We start from the raw sequence: 23,034 nt of genomic DNA on the forward strand, positions 1-23,034 counted from the left end.
AAAAATGTGGGCGGCCGCGGCCGCCCGTTTTCATTCAAGCCAGACGTGGCGCAGGGCGAAGGCGCTGTTTCAGCACCTGTTCGACCTTGTGAAGCGGGTGGTTGGTCAGGGTTTTATCCACCTCGGCCACGACTTTGGCCAGCACCTCGCTATGTAGCCTGCGACGCAGCAGGCCCAGGACATGGGGGCTGGCCACTAGAACAAGCCTTTGGAATTTGCCTTTCAGCCCTTTGCGGTTCAAAAGATTGGCAAGGTCCTGCACGAACAGCGATTTCGCATGGGATTTCCAGTCCGGCTCCTCAACCGCCGATTTCTGGTTCGGCCCCGGATCAGACCGTCGCCCAGCCCGATCAGTAGGGCGGTCTTGCGCCTCTTGCTCCTCAACCGAAACAACAACCAGATTGGGGTCTTCGGCATCGGTGATGTTCTCGACAAACAGCGCCTTTTCCCCATCCGCGATAACAACCCAGGTTCCCTGTTCAAGTGCAGCCATTATGCTCTCCCGTAGTGGTTTTCATGGCTATCCCTCATGAATTGGCCACAAGTTCTTTGCTTCGCGGCCAGAGCGTTCTGGCGCGGTGTTTGCTTGTGCTTCCAAATGGGTGCGGTTCTCTCCCTCCGCTGTATTTACTTAAGCACTGGCGGACCGGGTACAATCCCGTCTCATACCGAAACTTGACGTATCGGCAAGTTTTCACCTGAGCTTCACAATTCGGTCGACTGCGGCTTTGGCGGCATTAGTGAATGCCTGCTGTCAGACCCCGCATCAACCATCGCTGCAGTGCGATCACGACGATCGCCGGAGGTAGCAACGCCAAAAGCGCCAAGACCATTCCCGCCGTACCGCCAAAGCCCGAGTAGGCCATACCGCGCACCAAGGTATCGTGGTCTTGACTGGTGGTGGTGATCATGATCGGCCAGACATATTGGTTCCATCCCAGTACAAACAGGATCGCAAACACAGCCGCGATCATTGGCAGAGACAGAGGGATAACGATGTCGACCAGCACACGCAGCGGTCCGGCGCCGTCCATCTGGGCGGCCTCCATCACTTCATTGGGAATCTGGCGCATGTATTGGCGAAAGACCAGAACACCCAGACCGCTGGCCGTGATCGGCAGGATCATCCCGGCGTAGGAATTGAGCAGCCCAAGATCACTGGCTACAGCAAAGGTCGGCAAGATCCGGGTCTCGATCGGAAAGAACATCGCGATCAGGATTACGCCGTAAATCAACCCGCTGCAAGGCAATCGAAAGAACACCAACGCGTAGGCGGCCATCATCGACATCACGCTTTTCAAGATGGCAACGCCAAGGGCCAGTACCAGCGAATTCCACATCATCGCCCCTGCCCCAATGCCAGCGCTGCTGAGGCCACCACGCCAGACCCGCTGAACCAAGGCCCAAAGCTCGGGCAGATCAAGGGCCGTGATCAACTGCCAAAGCAGCAGACAGACCGGCCCGCACATCAAGGCAACGCCCGCCAGAAGAATCGCGTGATCGAGGAGATGGTTTCCGCGCAAACTTGGGGTCCAATCGTTAAAATGGCAGTTTGCCAATTGGTTACAGCAGGACTGTCACGGTTGACGCGGTCTCGCAAGGCTTGCAGCGCGGAATGACCATCCGTGCCACATGAAAACTATACCAATGAAAAAGGCCTGCAAGCGTCTCCGCCAGCAGGCCCTTGTGCCCAAACGGGACTCTCAGATCACATGCGCGATGCGACGTTTTCCCAGTTCACCAGGTTGTCGAGGAAGTTCGACAGGTAAGCCGGGCGCTTGTTGCGGAAGTCGATGTAGTAGGAATGCTCCCAAACGTCGCAACCCAGCAGAGCGGTCTGACCAAAGCACAGCGGGTTCACGCCGTTTTCGGTTTTGGTCACGGCCAGCGAGCCGTCTGCGTTCTTGACCAGCCATGCCCAGCCCGAGCCGAACTGACCCGCGCCAGCCGCGCTGAACTGCGACTTGAACTCGTCAACCGAGCCGAAGCTTTCGGTCAGCGCTTTTTCAAGTTCGCCAGGCATCGCGCTTTCGCCGGGGCCCATCATCTCCCAGAACTGGTTGTGGTTCCATAGCTGGCTGATGTTGTTGAAGATACCGTTCTGCGCGACGGCGTTTGCGTCGTAGGTACCTACGATGATCTCTTCCAGCGACTTGCCGTCCCACTCGGTGTCGGCGATCAGCTTGTTGCCGTTGTCGACATAGGCTTTGTGGTGCAGGTCGTGGTGATATTCCAGCGTTTCGGCGGACATGCCCTTGGCTGCCAGCGCGTCATGTGCATAAGGAAGATCAGGAAGTTCAAAAGCCATGTCGGCCCCCTGTAAAATAAAAGTTGCGGTTCCCAAGGGTTAAATGCTTTGGCAACCGCCGCAGGTCAAGGGGCGAGACAATAAAACCCGGAGGTCCGCGATGCTGACACAGGCGCGCAAGATGTTTTACCGCGCCCGCGGATACTATGCTGGGAACCTGAATGGTCAGGCGTTCCGGCTGGATCCCTACCATTCCAAATTCTGGCGCAAAGCCTCGGCCGGAGATTGGGAGCCTGAGACCTTCGCCGTTCTCGATCAGTTCCTGTCCCCGGAAAACGACTATCTGGATATCGGCGCGTGGATCGGGCCGACGGTCCTCTACGGTGCGCGCAAAGCCCACCATGTGTATTGCTTTGAACCCGACCCGACCGCCTTTCGCCATCTGGCCTGGAACCTGGATCTGAACGATATCCACAATGTCTCGGCCTTCGGAGTGGCGTTGTCAGATCAGTTCGGAGTGGCCCGCATGGCCTCAACCCGAGGAGAGCCCGGCGATTCTACCAGTTCCCTTTTACATGACGCGGCGCATGGGACGGATGCTTTGACAATCGCTTGGGATCAGTTCCAGGCTACCCAGGATTTAAGCCGGGTCTCGCTGGTGAAAATGGATATCGAAGGGGCAGAGTTCTTTGTCCTGCCTACGCTTCTGGGCTGGCTGAAACAGAAACGTCCCGCCCTGTTTCTGTCCCTTCATGCGCCGCTTCTGGAAGAGGCAGACCGACGTTCCCGTATGGAAGGCCTGCTGGACAGCCTACAATTCTATAGCCATCTGTGCGACGAAAATAGGCAGCCGGTGACGGTGCAGGCGCTATTGGAACCCATGGCACTGAGCCGCTATCAAACGATCCTTTTGCATGATTGAAGCGGTCGCCGTTAGAGCCTCCGATCACTCTTAGCTTATTCCCAAGGTCAGAACGCAAAAGGCTCCGGCAGAAACCGGAGCCTTTTTTGACATCAGTCGCGGGTCTTTAGTAAACCCCGACCTCACTGCCCGGCTGCGCTGCAACCTTGAGCAGTTTGAACACATAGTCAGCCGCCGAACGGAAGCAGACAATGCGCAGGGTCTCGGCGTCGTCCATCCAGAAGGCGCCAGCGACCTGAGCAAGACGCGAGCGGCGGATTTGACCGGGCTGGAAAGCCGCAGACGACAGATCGACCGGAGCAACCTTGCCCAGAACTTCGCGCGCGTTGCTGCCCGAGACCGTGAACACCGCACGGGCGTCCGAGACGTTGACGGCCAGTGCATGCGTGCCGCCAAGCGCGTTGGTCATCTCGGCCAGTTTGGCCTCGACCTCCGCATAGGGCACAAGCACCAGCAGCTCGTCGGTGGACATCCAGCATACGCCGGTATCGCCATCGACCAGAGCCTCTCGCTGGCCGGGCATGTTCTGCCCGGTTGCATCCTTGACCGCCTTGGCCAGCACCTTGTCGGACAGATCGCCGCGCAGGGTGATCATGCCCTGCAGGCCGACCTCTGCCACTTTGGCGATGCCGTCATAGCTGGCGTGGTTCAGTGCGCTGATGGGTTCAGACATTCTGCTTCTCCCCGTCCTTGTCGTAGAAGATCGGATCGACGATCTTGGCTTTGTAGGTTTTGCCATCGGTTCCCGGGAACTCGACAATCTCGCCCATGCGGTCAGGACCGTGCTTGATCAGACCCATGGCGATGCCTTTGCCCAGATTGGCCGAGTAGTAGGTCGAGGTCACACGCCCGATCATGTTGCGCTGACCGTTGGCATTGACGCCCTCGCCCACCGCATAGGCACCGTCCGGCAGAACCGATCCATCCACAGTCTCCAGACCGACCAGTTTCCAACGCTCCGGATCGGCCATATGGGTCCGCGAATGGGCGCGTTTGCCGAGGTAGTCCTCTTTCTTCTTGGACAGCGCCCAGTGCAGCCCCAGATCCTGCGGGATCACGGTACCGTCGGTCTCGTCGCCGATCATGATAAAGCCCTTCTCGGCCCGCAGGATGTGCAGACATTCGGTGCCGTAAGGCATCACGCCGAACTCTTTGCCCGCGTCGACCAAAGCGTCCCAGAACGCCTGACCCTGGCTTGCAGGGACCGCGATCTCATAGGACAGCTCACCCGAGAACGAGATGCGGTAGGCCCGCGCGTCGAACGCGCCGATCTTGCCGTCACGCCATTCCATGAAGGGCAGCGCCTCTTTCGACAGATCCATACCGCCACCTGCTTGGGCATTCAGCTTCTCTAGCACCTTGCGGGCGTTGGGGCCAACAACAGCAACCTGAGCATATTGCTCGGTGACGTTGGCGACGTAGACTTTCCAGTCCCACCACTCGGTCTGCAGCCATTCTTCCATGTGACCATGGATGCGCTCGGCACCGCCGGTGGTGGTGTGGCACAGCCATGTATCTTCGTCGATGCGGGCAACAACACCGTCGTCGATCAGGAAGCCGTTTTCCGAACACATCAGGCCATAGCGACATTTGCCAACCTTCAGCGTGGACATCATGTTGGTGTACATCATGTCCAGGAACTTGCCGGCATCGGGGCCTTTGACGATCAGTTTACCCAGTGTCGAGGCGTCCAGCAGGCCGAGGTTTTCGCGGGTGTTCTTCACCTCGCGATTCACCGCATCATGCACGGATTCACCGGGACGGACATAGGCATAGGTCCGGCGCCAATGGCCGACCGGCTCCCAGTCTGCGCCGTTCTGGTCGTGCCAGTTGTGCATCGGGGTCTGGCGGATCGGCTGGAACACCTCACCCCGTGCTTCACCACCGATCGACGCCAGCGAGATAGGCGTATAGGGCGGGCGGAATGTGGTGGTACCGACCTTCGGAATCTCGGAATCCAGTGCATCAGCAAGGATCGCTAAGCCGTTGATGTTACTCAACTTACCCTGATCGGTCGCCATGCCCAGCGTGGTGTAGCGCTTGGTGTGTTCGACGCTTTCATACCCTTCGCGCGCAGCCAGCTGAACGTCCGAGACCTTCACGTCGTTCTGGAAGTCCAACCACGATTTCATGCGCAACTGAATGTCGGCATTCGCAGGCATCAACCAGACAGCAGCCATCGGAGCCTCGGCCGTCGTTTCGCCCGCAGGAGCCTTGGTGCGTTTCGCCTTGAAACCGGCCGCCTTCGCCGCTGCTTTGCCTGCAGCATCCGCGTCGGTCAGAACGTCACCGAGAGCCAGAGGACCGTTGGACGAACCCGCAGCGATCACGAAGCCTTCACCGTCTGCACCCAGCGGAGGACGCTCGGGGTCGGGGCGGAAATGGGCGTTCGCCTCATCCCAGATCAGCTTGCCGCCGCAATGCGACCACATATGAACGACCGGAGACCACCCGCCCGACATGGCGACTGCATCGCATTCGACCTCTTCCCGCGCACCACCGATGCCTTCCTGGTTGCACAGCGCAACTTTTTTGACGCGCTTGCCGCCCTTGACCTTGGCGATGGCCTTGCCGGGATCAACACGGATGCCCAACTGACGCGCCTCTTCCGCCAGAGGTCCGGCGCTTGCGCGGGCATCAACCACGCGCAGAACATCCACACCGGCTTTCTTGAGGGCAATCGCGGTGCGGTAGGCGTCGTCGTTGTTGGTCGCAACGATAACGCGGTCGCCCGGGGTCACTCCCCAGTTCACCACATAATCCCGCATGGCCGAGGCCAGCATCACGCCCGGAACATCGTTGCCCGCGAAAGACAGCGGACGCTCAATCGCGCCGGTTGCTGTGACAACCTGTTTGGCACGGATGCGCCATAGGCGGTGACGAGGGCCTTGCACGCCCGGAGTGTGGTCCGTCAGGCGCTCGTAACCCAGTACGTAACCGTGGTCATAGACCCCTGCCCCCATGCAGCGATTGCGCAGGATGACGTTGTCCATTGTTTCGAGTTCAGAAACTAATTGTTCCACGAACTTATCCACAGGCTCACCGTCAATCGTGCCGCCATCAACCGGAGCACGACCGCCCCAATGCGCAGTCTGCTCGATCAGCATGACCTTGGCACCGGATTGAGCTGCCGTTTTGGCCGCCTGCAGACCGGCGACACCGCCACCGATCACCAGAACATCGGTGAAGTGGTAGAAATGCTCATAGGTGTCTGCGTCACGATTGTCCTTGTCGGGCGCTTTACCCAGACCGGCGGACTGACGGATGAACGGCTCGTAGACGTGTTTCCAGAACGGCTTCGGATGAATGAACATCTTGTAGTAGAAGCCAGCAGGCAGAAAGCGCGACAGATGGGTGTTGATCGACCCGATGTCGAACTCGAGGTTCGGCCAGTGGTTCTGCGACACAGATGTCAGACCGTTGAACAGCTCGGTCGTGGTGGCGCGCTGGTTCGGTTCGAACCGGTTGCCTTCGCCCAGACCGACAAGAGCGTTCGGCTCTTCCGCGCCAGTGGCGACGACGCCGCGCGGACGGTGGTATTTGAACGACCGGCCCATCATCATCTGGTCGTTGGCCAGCAGGGCGGATGCAAGGGTATCGCCTTCGTAGCCCTGCATCGAGGTGCCGTTGAAGGTAAAGGTAACCTGTTTCGACCGGTCAATCAGCCGGCCTTGATTTGCGAGACGGGTGCTCATGTTGCGGACCTTTCGCAGGCGGAATTACGGTTGGCTGGGCGGATCATTTAAACTCTCTCCACGTCCAGCCGGGACGCTTGGCGGCAATGGCGTCCTTGATTTCTTGCGGTGGCTCGGTGGTCTGTGCCGGATATGTGCCGAACACCTCAAGCGTGTTGGTGCAGCGCGCCGCGTGGAACCACTTGCCACAGCCATTTGCGTGGCGCCAACGTTCGAAATGAACGCCTTTTGGGTTCTCGCGCATGAACAGGTAGTCGTGGAAATCATCATCCGACGAGCCAGGACCAAAGCGCTTCAGATGCGCTTCGCCGCCGGCGGCCAGTTCAGTTTCTTCGGCATCGACGCCGCAATAGGGGCAATTCAGGATCAGCATATGGTCATCCTTTTCTCGGTTGGTCGGCACTCGGGCCGACCAGAATTCTGTGTTGTGGCCACCTCGGGCAGCGCCCTTAGTGAGCCACCCCGGCGGCGACGCTTTCGTCGATGAAGCGGCCCTCTTTGAAGCGATCCATCGAGAAGGCTTCGGTCAGCGGTGAATGACCTGTGGCCATCAGCTGAGCCATACCCCAGCCCGAGCCCGGAATGGCCTTGAAGCCACCGGTGCCCCAACCTGCGTTGATGAAACAGCCCTGAAGCGGTGTTTTCGACAGGATCGGAGACCGGTCACCGGTCATATCCACAATCCCGCCCCATTGGCGCAGCATTTTCAGGCGCGAGATCATCGGGAAGGTCTCGACCAATGCGCGGACGGTTTCCTCGATGTGATGGAAGCTGCCACGCTGGGTGAAGTTGTTGAACCCGTCGGTACCGCCGCCGATCACCATCTCGCCCTTGTCGGACTGCGACATGTAGCCGTGAACAGTGTTGGCCATCACGACCACGTCCATGCAGGGCTTGATCGGCTCGGACACCAGGGCCTGCAGCGCAACGGCTTCCAGCGGCAAGCGGAAGCCTGCCATCCCGGCCAGCTGTCCGGAATGGCCCGCAACCACGATCCCCAGCTTGTCGCAGTCGATCGCGCCCTTGGTTGTATCAACGCCAACAACGCGACCATTGTCCGAGCGTACGCCGATGACTTCGCATTTCTGAATGATGTCCATACCCATCGCCGAACAGGCGCGCGCGTAGCCCCACGCCACCGCGTCGTGACGCGCGGTGCCGCCGCGTTCCTGCCAAAGGCCACCCAGAACCGGATAGCGCGGACCATCCAGATTGATGATCGGCACCAACTCTTTCACGCGTTCGGGCCCGATCCACTCGGTCTTTACGCCCTGCAGCGCGTTGGCATGCGCCGTGCGCTGATAACCACGAATTTCGTGCTGGGTCTGCGCCAGCATGATCACACCGCGCGGGCTGAACATGATGTTGTAGTTCAGGTCCTGGCTCAGGTCCTCATAAAGGCCCCGCGCCTTTTCATAGAGCGCCGCCGAAGGATCCTGCAGGTAGTTCGACCGGATGATGGTCGTGTTCCGGCCCGTGTTCCCGCCGCCCAGCCATCCTTTTTCGATGATGGCGACGTTCTGGATGCCGTAGTTTTTACCCAGGTAGTAGGCGGTCGCCAGACCATGCCCCCCGGCACCTACGATGATCACGTCGTATTTTTTCTTCGGCTCAGGCGAGCGCCACGCGCGCTCCCATCCGGTGTGATAGCGCAACGCTTCGCGCGCGACAGCAAAGGCTGAATAGTGTTTCATAAGCGAATCCATCCGGTTCGGTGATTGGCGCAGGTATGCCGCGTCGACCGGGTATATCCACGCCGGTCAACGCCGCAATATAGCACTATTGCGACATGTGGCACATTCGCGGCCATTTGTCCCTTTTTTTAGGCGGCCCGCAGGTCTAAGTCAGGGCAGAATTTCAGGAGAGAGCATGACGTTCTGGGTCATTTCATGTCTGATCGCGCTGCTGGTCGCAGGGTTCCTCGGCAACACGCTTTTGCGCGGCCGCCGCGCGGACGAGCCAACCGCAGCCTACGATCTGCGCGTCTACCGCGAACAACTGGCCGGTGTGGACCGTGATCTGGCCCGAGGAGTCATTGGCGAAGCCGATGCCGAGAGGGTCCGTACCGAGATCTCACGCCGCATTCTGGCAGCGGACGCCCAGATGCAGGGTGACCGGGTGGCCTCGGGCCCGTCGCGCGGGGTTTCCGTCGTCAGCATCGCGATCGTGATGCTGATCGTTATCGGCGGCGCGCTGGCGATGTATTACCGAACCGGTGCCGTCGGCTTGCCCGATCAACCCCTGACAGCACGGCTGGCACTGGCCGAGGAGGTCCGGACAAACCGCCCAGCGCAAGAAGCGGCCGAAGCCCTTGCCACCCCGCCGCAGCCGCGACAACTGGAAGAAAGCTACGCAACGCTGCTCCAGCAACTGCGCGACACCGTGGCGGCCCGGCCGAATGACCTGCAAGGGCATATCCTGCTGACACAGCACGAAGCCAATGCGGGCAACTTCAAGGCCGCTTATGCCGCGCAGCAACGCGTCATAGAGCTTTCGGGTCAGGCTGCAACAGCCGATGACTACTCGGATCTGGCCGAAAAGATGATCCTTGCAGCAGGCGGCTACATCTCGCCCGAGGCTGAGCAAGTTCTGGCCGCCGCGCTTGAACGTGATCCCCGACACGGCCCGGCGCGCTACTACTGGGGGCAAATGCTGGCCCAGACCGGGCGTCCAGACCTCGCCTATCGTGTCTGGGTCGACACCGCGCGGGATGCGCCGGCGGGCGCACCCTGGGGTGATGCCATTCGCACTCAGTTGGATGAGCTTGCCTTCCGCGCTGGGGTTTTCAACGGCCCCGACCCCAGCTCATTGGGCCAGCCTGGCCCAAGTCAGGACGATGTCGCCGCCGCAGCCGATATGACCCCGGAAGAACGGCAAGAGATGATCCAAGGCATGGTTGACCGTCTGTCTGATCGCCTGGCGACTGAGGGCGGTCCTCCTCAGGACTGGGCGCGCCTGATCGCGGCGCTTGGCGTTTTGGGTCAGGCCCAGCGTGCAATAGATATTCACGACGAAGCCGAGATCCTCTTTGCCGACAACCCCGAGGCGCTTGAGATGATCGACGCAGCCGCCCTGCAAGCCGGTATTGCCCAATGATCCACGACGATTTTGAGGGTTTCGCCGCTTCCCTGTCGCCGATGACGGCGCTTATGGGGCTGGATCTGGGTGAAAAGACCATCGGCGTGGCGGTCTCGGACCGGATGCGCGGGGTGGCCAGCCCTCTGGAGACCGTGCGCCGCAAGAAATTCACCGTCGATTCCGCGCGCTTGCTTGAGTTGATCAAGGATCGCGAGATAGGCGGCGTCATCCTCGGGCTACCAAAAAACATGGACGGTTCCGAAGGCCCCCGTTGCCAATCTACCCGTGCCTTTGCCCGCAACTTAACCCGTCTGACCGACTGCCCCATCGGCTTTTGGGACGAGCGTCTGAGCACAGTTGCGGCAGAAAAGGCACTTTTAGAGGCGGATACGACACGAAAACGTCGCGGACAGGTTATTGATCACGTTGCAGCAGGGTATATCTTGCAGGGAGCGCTGGACAGGCTGCGCTTTTTGTAACGGGTCGGAGACCACGAATGACGAACATGGTTTGGCAGCGCGATGAGGTCGAAAGCCCCTGTGTACGAATCTGTGTTGTCCACCCGACAGAACAGATTTGCACCGGCTGTTACCGCACCCTTGATGAGATCGCGCGTTGGTCCCGCATGGACAGCAGCGAACGCGCCGAAATCATGGAGGCTCTGCCCGCCCGCAAACCACGCCTTGCCAAACGGCGCGGCGGGCGTTCGGCCCGCCTAAAAAGCTAACCGCTCAGTCCACCGGGCTGGTTTCTTCCTTTGCTTTGTCACGCCTGCCCGCCTGTCGGGTCGCTAGTTCATCCTTGAACAGGTCTGAGTATTCGGACCGGCTGGTTCTTGGATGTTTTGCAGGCCGTTCCATCTTGGTATCGACAGTCACGGGTTGCGCGTGATCTCGCAGCTTGGAAAAGCGTCGTAGAAAGCTTTTGAAAGACATTAAGAACCAATCAATTAAGTGTGCCTGCTGCGGGCCGGACGCACGCCTCGAAAAATGCGAGGCGAAAGCCGGTTCCGTGAGTGAGTGGCGACCCGCAGTGGCACGGTCTGGCTAAAGAGTTTTCAGCCGGAACGACGAAGAAAACGCCTTCCGTTGTATATTCATTGACTCAGCAATCAATAAACTTATCGCAAAGTGACCTTACGTCATTTTTCGTGACAGGTCGGGTTTTGAAGCCCACAAGTTGCGAAACGGGCAGATGTGGGCGTGGTCTGCTGGGGTAGTTCGGGGGAACCGTTTCCCACACGAGACATCAGCGTGTTTCAATCCATTCCGCGACGCCGTTGGCGCATTCGGGGCGGAAATAGGCAATCATCCGTCCATCCGGCCCGGCGGTCGCCCCATCTGGCCATGGCGCGACTCCGTGAAGGCAATGGCGGTGCAGCAGATAGGCCTCGCCAGGTTTGGCAGGCAATTCGATCCTTGGGCAGGTCTCGAAGACCTCGCGGCGGGTCGCCTGATATATATCGGTGATGTCGACTTGACGCAGATCGGTCTGGGACTGATCCGCAAAAGCCGCTCTGAAGGCCTTGCCCATGGGAATATGGCTACCTTCCCACAACACCATGGGCGAGGCATCGGGGCTGGCTTCCGACAGGGGAATGCCCAAAATCCACGCATGCGGTTCATCCACACGACGGCGGCGATCCGGACCCATAGGTCGCAACCCATCCACATGGGCCGCGTCACGGTTGCGCCTGTAGCGCCCGGCAGCCTCGCTTTCACCCTTCCGAGGGCGGGGATACCCCGGATAGATGATCGACACTTGCCCCGGATGCAGCGGCAAGCTGCCCAAGTGCACGGAGATGAAATCCATAGCCATCCCGGACAGCGGTTTTGACGACCCAACCTGCCCTAGTTCATTGTTGGGCAAGGCATCGACCCCGACAAACCACGTGCCTTCACAATCCAGCCATTGGGCATGCTCAGGCGCTGTGACCGACTGCTGAGCGGCGGGCAAAACCTGCCCAACCCATTCGGCCAGAGCCGGGTCGAATGGGAATTTGACCCAACCCTTCGCCCAGAAATCCTCTACCATCCCAACGCCTTCCGCAGCATGTTCAAAGCGACCAGTGTCAGGAACAGTGCAAAGACCCTCTTGAGCGGCTTCGGGTCCATCGCATGAGCTAGCTTAACGCCCCACGGGGCTGTGATCATCGTCATCGCGACCACTATCCCGAAGGCCACGAGGTTCACGGCCCCGATCGTCAGCGGAGGCCTGTATTCAGGGGCGATCTCCAGAAACAGAAAGCCCAGCACCGACGGCACGGCGATGATCACTCCGAACCCTGCAGCCGTTGCCACGGCGCGGTGGATGGGCGTGTTGTAAAGGCTCATGAGGGGGACGCCGAAACTGCCACCTCCGATTCCCATAAGTACCGACAGGAAGCCTACGGATGGGGACAGAACCGCGCGCTTGATCCCCTTGGGCATCGCATCCCCCAAACGCCATTCCGAGCGACCAAAGCCCAGATACGCACCAATCACCATGCCCAGAACGCCAAACAGCGCCTGCAAGGCTTCAGTCCGGAGGGACGAGGCGACCAGCACGCCAACAACCGCCCCCACGACGATGCCAGGCCCCCAACCGCGCAGAATCTGCCAATCGACTGCGCCCTTCTTGTTATGGGCCAGCACCGACCGGATCGAGGTTACGATGATCGTCGCCAGCGAGGTCGCCAGACACAGCTGCATCAACTGCGGCCCGCCATATCCAAGCGTTTGGAACGCATAGAAAAACGCGGGTACAAGCACGATGCCTCCGCCAACGCCAAGCAGCCCCGCCAGAACGCCCGCGAGCGCGCCGATTACAAGCAAAAGGCCCAGCATCTGGGCCAGCAACATCGTCTCGGGCATCTTCCCCCCAAACCGGTCAGAAACCGGGCTTCATTCGTTCAAACCTCGGCCAGAGGCGCCACGTGATCGAGCGCCTTCAGCATCACTTCGGGCCCTGCCCCATCCCGCACCGCCCCTTCCGACAGCGCGCGCCGCCAGGCCCGCGCACCGGGGCGACCGGCAAAGAGGCCAAGCATATGCCGCGTGATCTGGTGCAAACGCCCTCCGTTGGCAAGGTGCTGTTCGATATAGGGCACCATTTGCCGGGCCACCTGGATCGGGTCCCGAGCGCTGCCGCTCTGATAAATCCGCATATCCGCCTCAGACAGAATGTCCGAGGGCTGGTGATAGGCCGCTCGTCCGATCATCACCCCGTCCAGCCCGGCCTCCAAATGCGTCTGCGCCTCGTCCAACGAGGTGATGCCGCCATTGATCGAAATATGGAGATCCGCGAAATCGGCCTTCATCTGATGCACGAGGTCATAGTCGAGCGGAGGGATATCGCGGTTCTCTTTCGGGCTGAGCCCCTGCAGCCACGCCTTGCGCGCGTGGATCGTCACCCGTCGGCACCCGGCCTGCTGTATATTGTCCAGAAAGCCGGGCAGCACGTCGCGCGGTTCCTGATCATCCACGCCGATCCTGCATTTGACGGTCACATCGACCGAGACGGCCTCACGCATGGCGGCCACGCAGTCGGCGACCCGCGCGGGGTCTTTCATCAACACAGCCCCAAACGTGCCCGATTGCACCCGGTCCGAGGGACAGCCGCAATTCAGGTTGATCTCATCATACCCGGCCTCAGCTCCAAGCCGCGCGGCCTGCGCCAGCTCTTCTGGGTCCGAGCCACCTAACTGCAGAGCAACAGGATGTTCTTGCGGGCTATAGTCCAACAGATGCAGCGCCCCGCCACGCACCAGCGCGGGCGCGGTGACCATCTCGGTGTAAAGCAGCGTCTGCTCACTCAGCAACCGATGCAGAAACCGGCAATGACGGTCGGTCCAATCCATCATGGGTGCCACGCTCAAGCGCGCTGCTCGGTCCAAGTTTTTCACGTTTTTCTCTGTCACCTGACAAATCCCGGTCTGTGCCTGCGTGTGGCTATCACAGCGGGATGGCAAACTTGAGTCACATTTTGCGACCCGAAGCCTCCTATTAGCTTGCGCGCTGAACGGGTTGTGCGTTTCATACGACCAAAAGCGGCGACGCGACACAGGTGCTTGAGAGAAACACAAGCCAAAACAACAGGAAGGACCCAGCCATGAATAGCGTAGAGGTGATCGAAACCGTCTGGATTCCGATGCCCGACGGCACGCAACTCGCCGCGCGTCTGTGGTTGCCATCCAATGCGCGGGAGAATCCGGTGCCCTGCTTGTTGGAATACATCCCCTATCGTCGCCGAGATCGCACCCGTCTGCGCGACGAAACAATGCATCCGCGTTTTGCCGAGGCTGGCTATGCCTCGATCCGGGTGGATATTCGCGGCAACGGCGATAGCGGTGGGCTGGCCGAGGATGAATATTCGCACCAGGAAACCCAGGACGGCGTTGATGTCATCGCGTGGTTGGCCGAACAGACATGGTGCGACGGCAATGTCGGTATGTTCGGCAAAAGCTGGGGGGCCTACAACTCGTTTCAGGTTGCAGCCAAACGCCCCCCTGCGCTGAAAGCCATCGCGCCGGTGATGGGCTGCGACGACCGCTGGCGCGAAGACATCCATTTCTACGGAGGCGTTCTTGCTGGCGACAATTTCTGGTGGGGCTCGATCATGCAATTGCTGAACGCCTTCCCTCCGGACCCCGAAATCGTGGGCGAGGACAAGTGGCGCGACCTCTGGCGTGAACGTCTTGAGGCGATGGAGTTCTGGCCTGCCATGTGGCTGGAACATCAGACCCATGACGAGATGTGGCGACGCGGCTCGATCTGCGAGGACTATGACGCAATCAACGTGCCCGTCTACTATTTCGGCGGCTGGGCCGACCTGTATCGCGACACGCCGTTCCGGATCTCGGAACACCTGAACGTGCCGGTCAAGGTGATGATGGGCCCGTGGTCTCACCTCTACCCTCATGAGGGTAAGCCCACCCCTCAGGTCGATTTCGTCGCCGAGGTATTACGGTTCTGGGACTATTGGCTGAAGGGGATCGACACCGGGATCGAGGAGGAGCCACCGCTGCACCTATACATGATGGACAGCGCGCGCCCCGCTGGAACGCAAACACACCGCCCCGGGCGCTGGGTCGAGGAGCCCAGCTGGCCCTCGCCCAACGTGTCGAACGAGACCTATTGGCTGAACGCGGGATCGCTGGACACACAAGCGCAAACAGGCGCGCCGATACAGATCACCTCGCCACAGACGTTCGGCTCGGCCGGTGGGGTTATGTGTTCTTTCGGTATTCCGGGCGATTTGCCTTTGGATTGTCGGATCGACGCCGCTGGGGCGATGGTGTTCCGCAGTGACACGCTGGAGGCATCGCTGGATATTCTGGGCCAACCTGAACTCGCGCTGCGGGTCAGTGTCGACCAGCCTCAGGCCTTTGTCGCAGCCCTGCTGATTGATGAGGCCCCCGACGGCGCGCAAACCCTGATCTCGCGCGGGTTCTTTAACCTGATGCACCGTGAAAGTGACACAGAACCAACTCCGGTCGTGCCCGGAGAAGAGATGGAGATCTCGATCCAGTTGCACGCCATCGGCTACAACGTTCCTGTCGGTCACCGGATCATGGTGCAGCTCGCGACCGCCTATTGGCCCATCCTGTGGCCTGCACCGAATCCGGTTTGCGCTACCGTCGTGCCTGGCTCCTCGGCCTTGTCCCTGCCCGTTCGCTCCAATGCGCCGGATGCGCCGGTGCCTCGAGACCTTCCGGTTCCGACCCCGGGTTCGGTACCCGAGACCTCGACCAGAGGTCAGGGCGGGTCCGAGACGACGCTGACACGGGACACCCACACCGGCAGGCTGACGGAGCGCGTCTTCATCGGTGGCGGCGTCATGGGCCCATCAGCGAAGAAAGTGCTGGAAACAGGGACCGAGATTTCCGACACGTCCGAGCGGATCTACTCCATTCTGCCCGATGATCCCCTATCCGCGATCGCGACCATGCGGCAGGAAACCCGCTTTGAGCGTGGCGATTGGGATGCACGTATCAAGACCTGGTCTCAGCAGACGGCCACGACGACCGATTTCGTGCTGAACGCTACGGTCGAATGCTGGGACGGAGACACGCTGTTTTTCAAAACGGAATGGAATCACGCGATCCCTCGCAACGGCATGTAGTGGCGCGTTTGTCCGCCCTATTCCGTTGAACTCTACGCGGTGTCCGGGCCGTATCTGCGCATCATCATCTCGACACTGTTGTTGATCGTGTCCGCCATTTCCTCATGGCTGAGAACCGTTCCCGAGAACAACAGCGGCCAGAACGCCCGCGCCTTGATCAGGCCGATGAATTCGCGCCCAGCCTGTTCGGGGTCGTCGATCTTCAATTGCCCGTCCGCTGCGGCCTCGCGCAGCATGTCGATGAACGAGGCCGTCTTGTCCAGCTTGCCCTGCGCTTGTTCGGCCAAGGTCGGGTTGCGCAGGATTTCGCTGATCACCATGCGGGACATGGCCATCACATCCGGCAGCATCAGAATACGCCCCTCGGCCCAGGCCAGCTCAGTCAGTTGTTCGCGAACATCGCGCCCTTTTTCGTACCTGATCTCAAGCACTTCTGCAAAGCGACTGGAAAGTTCCGTCACGATTGAGCGGAAAAGATTTTCCTTGCTTTCGAAATACTTATAAAGCGTCCTTTTAGAGACTTCAGCCTGGCGCGAAATACGATCCATGCTGGCCGCCGCGAACCCCTTTTCCTGGAATTCGGCCACGGCAGCTTCGATGATCTGTGCATATTTGGACGCATTGGGCGCGCTGATCTCATTCATGTCATTGCTATAGACCCATTGACAGCATCGGGTCAAACACTAGGTAAACGCGGGAGTTTACAGGCTCGACTTTCTGTGCCACATGTAAACCCGCCAGTTTACCGACTCAGGTAGCAAGCCAACACGGAGTATCCCCTCATGGCCATCAATCTGAAACTGAACGGCGAGACGCATACAGTCGACGCCGAACCCGGCACGCCCCTGCTCTGGGTGATCCGGGATGAGCTGAAGCTCACAGGAACCAAATTCGGTTGCGGTGTCGCGTCTTGCGGCGCCTGCACCGTGCATCTTAATGGCGAGCCCGTCCGCTCGTGCCAGACCTATATCGAAGACGTCGAAGACGCCGAGATCACCACAATTGAAGCCGTCGGTGAGGACAAGATCGGTGCAGCTGTCCAACAGGCCTGGGTCGAGTTGGACGTGGTTCAGTGCGGCTACTGCCAGTCGGGTCAGGTGATGTCGGCCGTTGGCCTGCTGGCTGAGAACCCCAAGCCCAGCACAGAGGAAATCGACGCGTACATGTACGGCAATGCCTGCCGCTGTGCCACCTATCAACGTATCCGTGCCGGCATCCAGCGCGCATCTGAAATTCTGGAGGCCTGATCCATGACCATCAACACCTCTCGCCGTGGATTTCTGAAAGGCGCAGCTGCTGCTGGTGCCGTCCTGCTGGTTGGCGCGCGTCCGGATGGCGCACTGGCGGCGGCTTCATCCGAGACCGCTCAGTTCAACCCCTTCGTGAAAATTGATGCGGATGGCACCGTGACCGCCATCGTCAAACACTTTGAGAAGGGTCAGGGCCCTGCGACCGGCCTGCCCACGCTCATCGCCGAAGAAATCGGCCTGACAATGGACCAGATCGAATACGAATTCGCGCCCTCTGATCCCAACGTTTACAACAACCTGCTGTTCGGACCGTTCCAGGGCACGGGCGGGTCGACCGCGATGGCGAATTCGTGGCTGCAATACCGTCAGGCCGGTGCTGCCGCGCGTGAGATGCTGATCAACGCGGCGGCCCAAAGCTGGGGCGTCGACGCATCGGGCATTACAATCGAAGAAGGCATTGTCAAATCCGGCGACACGTCCGCTCCGATTGCCGAATTCGTGGCCGCAACTGCTCAGCTGGACGCTCCTTCCGAGCCGCGCCTGAAGGACCCGTCAGAGTTCCGCCTGATCGGAAACGAAGCCGTTCGGCGTAAGGATTCGGCGATCAAGGGCAATGGTCAGGCCATGTATGCCATGGACGTTCACCTTCCCAACCAGATGATCGCTATGATCAAACGCCCCGAATCCAAAGGCGGAATTGCGCTAGGGTTTGACGATAGCGCCTCGAAAGAGGTCAAAGGCTACATCAGTGCCGCCGTTCTCCCCAACCAAGCGGGTGTCGCCGTCTACGCGGAAAACACCTGGGCCGCGATTCAGGCGCGCGATGCGCTTGAGGTCGAATGGGATATGTCGGGCGCTGAAACCCGCGACTCGGATCAGATTATGGCCGAGATCATGGACGCGCTGGATGCCGAGCCTACCTACAACGTCAACAAGGCCGATTTTGCAGCCGTCTCTGCCGCCATCGACGGCGCTGACACAGTGGTTGAGCGGACATTCTACTTCCCGCTTCTGGCCCATGCGCCGATGGAGCCGCTGAACTGCACCATCGAACAGACTGCGGACGGAGACATTGTCCTGCACGATGGCGCGCAGATGCCGACCGGCCCGCATATGGCCTACCAGCAGATCTTTGAACTTCCGGCCGAGAAGATTCATATCAACACGATGCTGGCAGGCGGATCCTTTGGCCGCCGCGCAACACCAGATGCGGACTATCAGGTCGAGGCTGCACTGGCCTTCGTGGTCACCGACCGCTCTCGCCCGGTCAAACTTGTCTGGACGCGTGAAGATGACATACGCAGCGGCTACTACCGCCCCGCCTTTGGTCACAAAGTGCGCGTCGGTCTGGACGGTGAAGGAAACATCGTCGGATGGCACCATCAAATCGCCGGTCAGTCGGTCATCAAAGGTACGCCCTTCGAAGCCGTTCTGGTGCATGACGGCATCGACCACAGCTCGGTCGAAGGGGTTTCTGACAGCCCATACGCCATCCCCGGAATGGCCGTAGGTCTGACGGATACACCGAAAGCGACGACTGTATTGTGGTGGCGCTCGGTCGGACACACCCATACGGGCTATGCGATGGAGGCCATGATGGACCTGGCCGCCGAGGCCGCCGGTCGCGACCCGGTCGAGTTCCGCCTGGCGCATCTGAGCGATGACAGCAACGCAGATCAGGCACGCAAGGCCGGAGTTCTGAAGCTGGCGATTGAGAAGGCCGGATGGGGCAACGCTCCAGCCGGGCGCGCGCAGGGGATCGCGGTCCACAAGTCCTTTGGCTCTTATGTGGCCGAAGTGGTCGAGGTATCAGGCGATCTGGACAGCGGAGTTCGTATCGAAAAAGTAACCTGTGCCGTGGATTGCGGCATTGCGGTGAACCCCGATGTGGTCAAAGCGCAGATCGAAGGTGGTGTCGGCTATGGCATCGGTCACGTCATGCGGGACCAGATCACGCTGACCAGCGGTGCAGTGGACCAGTTCAACTTCCCGGATTACGAACCTCTGCGGATCGGTGACATCCAGGCGATTGACGTCCATATCGTTCCGTCAGCCGAAGCGCCCACGGGCGTCGGCGAGCCGGGCACACCTCCGTCCGCCCCGGCCTTGGCGAATGCCATCCGCGCGCTCTCGGGCGTGAAGGTCACGACCCTGCCCATGGCGGAAAACGGCGTAACGTTCGTCTGATCCTAAAACACGTGGCGTCGGCGCAATTTGTGCCGACGCTTTTTTCCACCTCTGAAATTTGATCAAATTTCGTGACAAGGCCGTTTGGCTTCGCTACATCTCGGATAACCGAGAGGAGCTACCGCCCCAATGGACCTGATCGCCTTGCACAATTTCCGCGTTGCCGCCTGCGACCTGAACGGTCAGATGCGTGGCAAACGTGTCCCGCCTTCCTATGCCGACAAGCTGAGCAAGGGTGCCGTGCGCATGCCGTTCTCAGCGTTGAATGTCGATCTATGGGGCGCGGATATCGATGGAAGCCCCCTCGTGTTCGAAACCGGTGACGCTGATGGCATCCTGCTTCCGACCGAGCGCGGGGCTGTGCCAGTGCCATGGTTGGAAACATCGACCGCCCTGGTTCCCATGAGCCTCTATGACGACGACGGCGTTCCCTTTGCGGGCGACCCGCGCCATGCGCTAGCCTCCGTGCTGTCGCGCTACGCGCAGCGCGGCTGGTCAGTCGTTGCGGCGACCGAGTTGGAATTCACCCTTGTCGACGCGTCTGGGAACCAACCCTTAGCCCCCCTCAACCCGATCACTGGTCGCCGCCTGACAGACGAGGCAGTTCTTTCCGTCGCCGAAATGGACGCATTCGAGGCGTTCTTCACCGACCTCTATGACGGTTGCGCCGCGATGGGCATCCCCGCACAAACCGCAATTTCCGAAAGCGGTATCGGTCAATTCGAGATCAACCTCAATCATCAGGATGCCATGCGCTGCGCCGATGATACGTGGCTTTTCAAGACTTTGACGCGTGGTTTGGCCCGCAAACACGGCTTTGCCGCGACCTTCATGTCGAAACCCTATGCTGAAGACGCGGGAAACGGGATGCATGTGCATTTCTCAGTCCTAGACCAAGATGGGCGGAACATCTTCGACGATGGCGGGCCCGAGGGCACCGACCTGCTGCGCTCAGCCGTGGCCGGGTGCCTTGCTGCCATGCCGGCCAGCACTCTGATCTTTGCACCTCACGGGAATTCATACGCGCGGCTTGTGCCCAGCGCTCATGCACCCACCGGTGCAAGCTGGGCCTTTGAAAACCGAACCGCCGCCATCCGTATTCCGGGCGGAGCGCCTTCGGCCCGACGTATCGAGCACCGCGTGGCCGGGGGCGACATAAACCCCTACCTGATGCTGAGTGCCGTTCTGGGCGCAGCGCTGGTAGGCATCGAGGACGGCATGGTGCCCCCTGCCCCGATCTCGGGCAATGCTTATGAGATTGACGGCCTGCCTCAGCTGGCTGGCGACTGGTCCGCCGCCATCGACCTGTTCGAGAAAGACCCGATCATTGCCCGGCTTTTCCCATCGGAATTGATCCGCAATCTGTCGATGACCAAACGGCAGGAAATCGCACGTTTTGCAGATCGCCCCGAGGACGAACACTGGCTAAGCTATCTCGAGGCCGTGTGACCCCCTTGCCCGAAGGCACACTCTCGGGTATTTCTGAATTTGATCAAATTCGGTGACTCATGAAAATCGGCATTCTACAAACTGGCCACACCCCCGATGCGCTCATGCAGGATTTCGGGGACTATGACTCTCTGTTCCCAGCATTGCTGGACGGACATGGCTTTGAATTCAAAACGTTCGCGGTCGTTGACGGGATCTTCCCCGACAGCGCAGAAGACGCGGATGGCTGGCTGATTACAGGCTCTCGCTACGGGGCCTATGAGGACCTGCCATGGATTCCCCCGCTTGAGGATCTGATCCGCCAGATTCACCAAAGCGAAAAGCCGCTGGTGGGCGTGTGCTTTGGCCATCAGGTCATCGCGCAGGCCCTGGGCGGCAAAGTTGAAAAGTACCAAGGTGGATGGTCGGTTGGACGGACCGAATATAACTTCGATGGCGACAACGTCTGGCTGAACGCCTGGCATCAGGATCAGGTCGTGGCCGTGCCCGACGGGGCCGAGGTGATCGGCAGCAACGATTTCTGCCAAAACGCCATGCTGCGCTACGGTGACCAGATCTGGACCGTGCAGGCGCATCCTGAATTTTCCAACGATTTCGTCTCGGGCCTGATGCGCACGCGCGGCAAGGGCTTGGTGCCTGATGACCTCATGCAAGCCGCAGCGAACAGACAAACAGCACCAGACCATAATGCCCGGATCGCGCAGATCATGGCGGATTTTCTGAAGAAAGCGAGGGCCTGATGGCCGATTGGACAGACGCAGCACCGCAGGCCGCACAAGACTACATCGCCGGACATCGGCTGGATGAGGTCGAGTGCATCATCTCGGACCTGCCGGGCATTGCCCGAGGCAAGGCCGTTCCCGCATCGAAATTCGCGCGGCAATCCTATTTCCACCTGCCTGACAGTATCTTCTACCAGACGATTACGGGCGGCTGGGGTGAAGCCGCCGGTGAGGACGGATTCATTGAACGCGACATGATCCTGAAACCGGATTTCTCGACCACATCGGCTGCGCCTTGGACTGGCGACTGGACGCTGCAGGTAATCCACGACGCCTATGACCGCGACGACAATCCGATCCCCTACAGCCCGCGCAACGTGTTGAAGCGTGTCGTGCAGCTCTATCACGACAAAGGCTGGAAGCCGGTCGTCGCCCCCGAGATGGAGTTCTTTCTGGTCGCCCGCAACGTCGACCCGGCGCAGTCGATTGAACCAATGATGGGCCGCTCGGGCCGTCCTGCCGCCGCGCGTCAGGCCTATTCCATGACGGCCGTGGACGAATTCGGCCCGGTGATCGACGACATCTATGACTTCGCCGAACATCAGGGGTTTGAGATTGACGGGATCACTCAGGAAGGCGGCGCAGGCCAGCTTGAGATCAACCTGCGCCACGGCAATCCAGTGAAGCTGGCGGACGAGGTTTTCTACTTCAAACGCCTGATCCGCGAGGCCGCGCTGCGTCACAATTGCTTTGCGACCTTCATGGCGAAACCGATCGAGGATGAGCCGGGATCGGCGATGCATATCCACCATTCGATCATCGACATAGAGACCGGCCAGAACATCTTCTCCGGTCCGCAAGGCGGTGAGACGGACGCGTTTTACCACTTCATCGCGGGCCTGCAGACCCACCTGCCCGCCGGTCTTGCCGTGATGGCGCCGTATGTGAACTCGTACCGTCGCTATGTGAAAGACCATGCCGCGCCGATCAATCTGGAATGGGCGCGGGACAACCGCACCACGGGCATCCGGGTGCCTCTGTCGGGGCCTGAGGCGCGGCGCGTGGAAAACCGTATCGCCGGGATGGACTGCAACCCGTATCTCGGGATCGCGCTGTCGCTGGCCTGTGGCTATCTGGGGCTGGTCCAACAGGAACGTCCACGTCGGCAGTTCTACGGTGACGCTTATGAGGGCGAAGGGGATATCCCGCAGGTGATGGGGAATGCTCTGGACTTGTTTGACGGAGCCACTGAGTTGCATGAGATTTTGGGCCCCGAATTCGCCCGCGTCTACGGCATCGTCAAACGGGCCGAGTATGAAGAGTTTTTGCAGGTGATCTCTCCGTGGGAACGGGAACATCTCTTGCTGAACGTCTGAGCCTT

The 23,034-nt window shown here is 60.0% G+C and carries 21 protein-coding genes; 10 read left to right on the forward strand and 11 right to left on the reverse strand.

Translation table 11 applies throughout. From position 1 onward, the window contains the following. Positions 1–34: 34 nt before the first annotated feature. The 3 genes from ACR0JF_RS03290 to ACR0JF_RS03300 all read right to left on the reverse strand — a co-directional run bounded on the left by ACR0JF_RS03290 (position 35) and on the right by ACR0JF_RS03300 (position 2,308). Positions 35–493: a baeRF12 domain-containing protein gene (locus ACR0JF_RS03290; protein ID WP_170639532.1), complete on the reverse strand. Its 459-nt coding sequence runs from the start codon at positions 491–493 to the stop codon at positions 35–37. 244 nt (positions 494–737) lie between these two features. Beyond that, positions 738–1,523 (reverse strand): ABC transporter permease subunit, encoded by a 786-nt coding sequence (locus ACR0JF_RS03295; protein WP_480668887.1) that lies wholly within the window; start codon positions 1,521–1,523, stop codon positions 738–740. Positions 1,524–1,708: 185 nt separating this feature from the next. Then, the gene (locus tag ACR0JF_RS03300) at positions 1,709–2,308 is read right to left on the reverse strand and encodes a superoxide dismutase (RefSeq protein WP_170660203.1); all 600 of its coding nucleotides are present in this window, start codon (positions 2,306–2,308) and stop codon (positions 1,709–1,711) included. 100 nt (positions 2,309–2,408) lie between these two features. Here ACR0JF_RS03300 and ACR0JF_RS03305 point away from each other — a divergent pair, with 100 nt between their 5' ends. Beyond that, positions 2,409–3,170 (forward strand): FkbM family methyltransferase, encoded by a 762-nt coding sequence (locus tag ACR0JF_RS03305; protein WP_170660204.1) that lies wholly within the window; start codon positions 2,409–2,411, stop codon positions 3,168–3,170. Between the two features lie 106 nt (positions 3,171–3,276). On the opposite strand, the gene ACR0JF_RS03310 is transcribed toward ACR0JF_RS03305, so the two are convergent. The 4 genes from ACR0JF_RS03310 to ACR0JF_RS03325 form a co-directional block, all read right to left on the reverse strand. Next, positions 3,277–3,843: a sarcosine oxidase subunit gamma family protein gene (locus tag ACR0JF_RS03310; protein WP_170660205.1), complete on the reverse strand. Its 567-nt coding sequence runs from the start codon at positions 3,841–3,843 to the stop codon at positions 3,277–3,279. Continuing rightward, the gene (locus ACR0JF_RS03315; RefSeq protein WP_170660206.1) at positions 3,836–6,865 is read right to left on the reverse strand and encodes a sarcosine oxidase subunit alpha family protein; all 3,030 of its coding nucleotides are present in this window, start codon (positions 6,863–6,865) and stop codon (positions 3,836–3,838) included. Before ACR0JF_RS03315 ends, ACR0JF_RS03310 begins: the two co-directional genes overlap by 8 nt. A gap of 43 nt (positions 6,866–6,908) precedes the next feature. Then, positions 6,909–7,238 carry a sarcosine oxidase subunit delta gene (locus tag ACR0JF_RS03320; RefSeq protein ID WP_170660207.1) on the reverse strand — a complete coding sequence of 110 codons (330 nt, stop codon included), beginning with the start codon at positions 7,236–7,238 and terminating at the stop codon, positions 6,909–6,911. Between the two features lie 76 nt (positions 7,239–7,314). Further along, positions 7,315–8,559, reverse strand: coding sequence for a sarcosine oxidase subunit beta family protein (locus ACR0JF_RS03325; RefSeq protein WP_170660208.1), 1,245 nt, complete (start codon positions 8,557–8,559; stop codon positions 7,315–7,317). A 175-nt stretch (positions 8,560–8,734) separates the two neighbouring features. On the opposite strand from ACR0JF_RS03325, the gene ccmI reads away from it, so the two are divergent. From ccmI to ACR0JF_RS03340, 3 genes are read left to right on the forward strand one after another with little or no spacing between them, the layout of a single operon-like run. Further along, the gene (ccmI, locus tag ACR0JF_RS03330; protein ID WP_480668888.1) at positions 8,735–9,961 is read left to right on the forward strand and encodes a c-type cytochrome biogenesis protein CcmI; all 1,227 of its coding nucleotides are present in this window, start codon (positions 8,735–8,737) and stop codon (positions 9,959–9,961) included. Next, positions 9,958–10,422: a Holliday junction resolvase RuvX gene (ruvX, locus tag ACR0JF_RS03335; protein WP_170374098.1), complete on the forward strand. Its 465-nt coding sequence runs from the start codon at positions 9,958–9,960 to the stop codon at positions 10,420–10,422. The genes ccmI and ruvX overlap by 4 nt, the downstream gene beginning before the upstream one ends. Positions 10,423–10,439: 17 nt before the next feature. Beyond that, the gene (locus tag ACR0JF_RS03340) at positions 10,440–10,670 is read left to right on the forward strand and encodes a DUF1289 domain-containing protein (RefSeq protein WP_170374099.1); all 231 of its coding nucleotides are present in this window, start codon (positions 10,440–10,442) and stop codon (positions 10,668–10,670) included. A gap of 521 nt (positions 10,671–11,191) precedes the next feature. Here ACR0JF_RS03340 and ACR0JF_RS03345 read toward each other — a convergent pair. Genes ACR0JF_RS03345 through dusA form a run of 3 tightly spaced genes read right to left on the reverse strand, consistent with a single transcriptional unit; the run spans position 11,192 to position 13,841 of the window. Further along, positions 11,192–11,977: a hypothetical protein gene (locus tag ACR0JF_RS03345; protein WP_170660211.1), complete on the reverse strand. Its 786-nt coding sequence runs from the start codon at positions 11,975–11,977 to the stop codon at positions 11,192–11,194. Beyond that, positions 11,971–12,795 carry a sulfite exporter TauE/SafE family protein gene (locus tag ACR0JF_RS03350; protein ID WP_170660212.1) on the reverse strand — a complete coding sequence of 275 codons (825 nt, stop codon included), beginning with the start codon at positions 12,793–12,795 and terminating at the stop codon, positions 11,971–11,973. The genes ACR0JF_RS03345 and ACR0JF_RS03350 overlap by 7 nt, the downstream gene beginning before the upstream one ends. Before the next feature lie 38 nt (positions 12,796–12,833). Continuing rightward, positions 12,834–13,841, reverse strand: coding sequence for a tRNA dihydrouridine(20/20a) synthase DusA (gene dusA / locus ACR0JF_RS03355; protein ID WP_170660213.1), 1,008 nt, complete (start codon positions 13,839–13,841; stop codon positions 12,834–12,836). Between the two features lie 191 nt (positions 13,842–14,032). On the opposite strand from dusA, the gene ACR0JF_RS03360 reads away from it, so the two are divergent. Next, a complete protein-coding gene (locus ACR0JF_RS03360; RefSeq protein WP_170660214.1) occupies positions 14,033–16,045 on the forward strand; it encodes a CocE/NonD family hydrolase in 2,013 nt (670 codons plus the stop codon). A 32-nt stretch (positions 16,046–16,077) separates the two neighbouring features. Here the strand turns inward: ACR0JF_RS03360 and ACR0JF_RS03365 are convergent, their stop codons facing one another. Continuing rightward, the gene (locus ACR0JF_RS03365; RefSeq protein ID WP_170552903.1) at positions 16,078–16,689 is read right to left on the reverse strand and encodes a TetR/AcrR family transcriptional regulator; all 612 of its coding nucleotides are present in this window, start codon (positions 16,687–16,689) and stop codon (positions 16,078–16,080) included. 138 nt (positions 16,690–16,827) lie between these two features. On the opposite strand from ACR0JF_RS03365, the gene ACR0JF_RS03370 reads away from it, so the two are divergent. The 5 genes from ACR0JF_RS03370 (at position 16,828) to ACR0JF_RS03390 (ending at position 23,029) form a co-directional block, all read left to right on the forward strand. Further along, complete coding sequence (locus ACR0JF_RS03370; RefSeq protein ID WP_170660215.1) at positions 16,828–17,292, forward strand: (2Fe-2S)-binding protein; 465 nt, start codon at positions 16,828–16,830, stop codon at positions 17,290–17,292. A 3-nt stretch (positions 17,293–17,295) separates the two neighbouring features. Continuing rightward, complete coding sequence (locus tag ACR0JF_RS03375; protein WP_170660216.1) at positions 17,296–19,482, forward strand: xanthine dehydrogenase family protein molybdopterin-binding subunit; 2,187 nt, start codon at positions 17,296–17,298, stop codon at positions 19,480–19,482. Positions 19,483–19,611: 129 nt separating this feature from the next. After that, positions 19,612–20,931, forward strand: coding sequence for a glutamine synthetase family protein (locus ACR0JF_RS03380; RefSeq protein WP_170660217.1), 1,320 nt, complete (start codon positions 19,612–19,614; stop codon positions 20,929–20,931). 59 nt (positions 20,932–20,990) lie between these two features. Next, on the forward strand, positions 20,991–21,671 hold the full coding sequence (locus ACR0JF_RS03385) for a type 1 glutamine amidotransferase (protein WP_170660218.1): 681 nt from the start codon (positions 20,991–20,993) through the stop codon (positions 21,669–21,671). After that, a complete protein-coding gene (locus ACR0JF_RS03390; RefSeq protein WP_170374109.1) occupies positions 21,671–23,029 on the forward strand; it encodes a glutamine synthetase family protein in 1,359 nt (452 codons plus the stop codon). Before ACR0JF_RS03385 ends, ACR0JF_RS03390 begins: the two co-directional genes overlap by 1 nt. The last annotated feature ends 5 nt before the right edge of the window (positions 23,030–23,034 follow it).

It is taken from the genome of Ruegeria sp. BG11 (genome assembly GCF_056538565.1).

Coding starts and splice junctions, on each gene's coding strand:
- ACR0JF_RS03290 (WP_170639532.1), bottom strand. CDS start 493: ATGGCTGCACTTGAACAGGGAACCTGGGTTGTTATCGCGGATGGGGAA.
- ACR0JF_RS03300 (WP_170660203.1), bottom strand. CDS start 2,308: ATGGCTTTTGAACTTCCTGATCTTCCTTATGCACATGACGCGCTGGCA.
- ACR0JF_RS03305 (WP_170660204.1), top strand. CDS start 2,409: ATGCTGACACAGGCGCGCAAGATGTTTTACCGCGCCCGCGGATACTAT.
- ACR0JF_RS03310 (WP_170660205.1), bottom strand. CDS start 3,843: ATGTCTGAACCCATCAGCGCACTGAACCACGCCAGCTATGACGGCATC.
- ACR0JF_RS03315 (WP_170660206.1), bottom strand. CDS start 6,865: ATGAGCACCCGTCTCGCAAATCAAGGCCGGCTGATTGACCGGTCGAAA.
- ACR0JF_RS03320 (WP_170660207.1), bottom strand. CDS start 7,238: ATGCTGATCCTGAATTGCCCCTATTGCGGCGTCGATGCCGAAGAAACT.
- ACR0JF_RS03325 (WP_170660208.1), bottom strand. CDS start 8,559: ATGAAACACTATTCAGCCTTTGCTGTCGCGCGCGAAGCGTTGCGCTAT.
- ccmI (WP_480668888.1), top strand. CDS start 8,735: ATGACGTTCTGGGTCATTTCATGTCTGATCGCGCTGCTGGTCGCAGGG.
- ruvX (WP_170374098.1), top strand. CDS start 9,958: ATGATCCACGACGATTTTGAGGGTTTCGCCGCTTCCCTGTCGCCGATG.
- ACR0JF_RS03340 (WP_170374099.1), top strand. CDS start 10,440: ATGACGAACATGGTTTGGCAGCGCGATGAGGTCGAAAGCCCCTGTGTA.
- ACR0JF_RS03345 (WP_170660211.1), bottom strand. CDS start 11,977: ATGGTAGAGGATTTCTGGGCGAAGGGTTGGGTCAAATTCCCATTCGAC.
- ACR0JF_RS03350 (WP_170660212.1), bottom strand. CDS start 12,795: ATGCCCGAGACGATGTTGCTGGCCCAGATGCTGGGCCTTTTGCTTGTA.
- ACR0JF_RS03360 (WP_170660214.1), top strand. CDS start 14,033: ATGAATAGCGTAGAGGTGATCGAAACCGTCTGGATTCCGATGCCCGAC.
- ACR0JF_RS03365 (WP_170552903.1), bottom strand. CDS start 16,689: ATGAATGAGATCAGCGCGCCCAATGCGTCCAAATATGCACAGATCATC.
- ACR0JF_RS03370 (WP_170660215.1), top strand. CDS start 16,828: ATGGCCATCAATCTGAAACTGAACGGCGAGACGCATACAGTCGACGCC.
- ACR0JF_RS03375 (WP_170660216.1), top strand. CDS start 17,296: ATGACCATCAACACCTCTCGCCGTGGATTTCTGAAAGGCGCAGCTGCT.
- ACR0JF_RS03380 (WP_170660217.1), top strand. CDS start 19,612: ATGGACCTGATCGCCTTGCACAATTTCCGCGTTGCCGCCTGCGACCTG.
- ACR0JF_RS03385 (WP_170660218.1), top strand. CDS start 20,991: ATGAAAATCGGCATTCTACAAACTGGCCACACCCCCGATGCGCTCATG.
- ACR0JF_RS03390 (WP_170374109.1), top strand. CDS start 21,671: ATGGCCGATTGGACAGACGCAGCACCGCAGGCCGCACAAGACTACATC.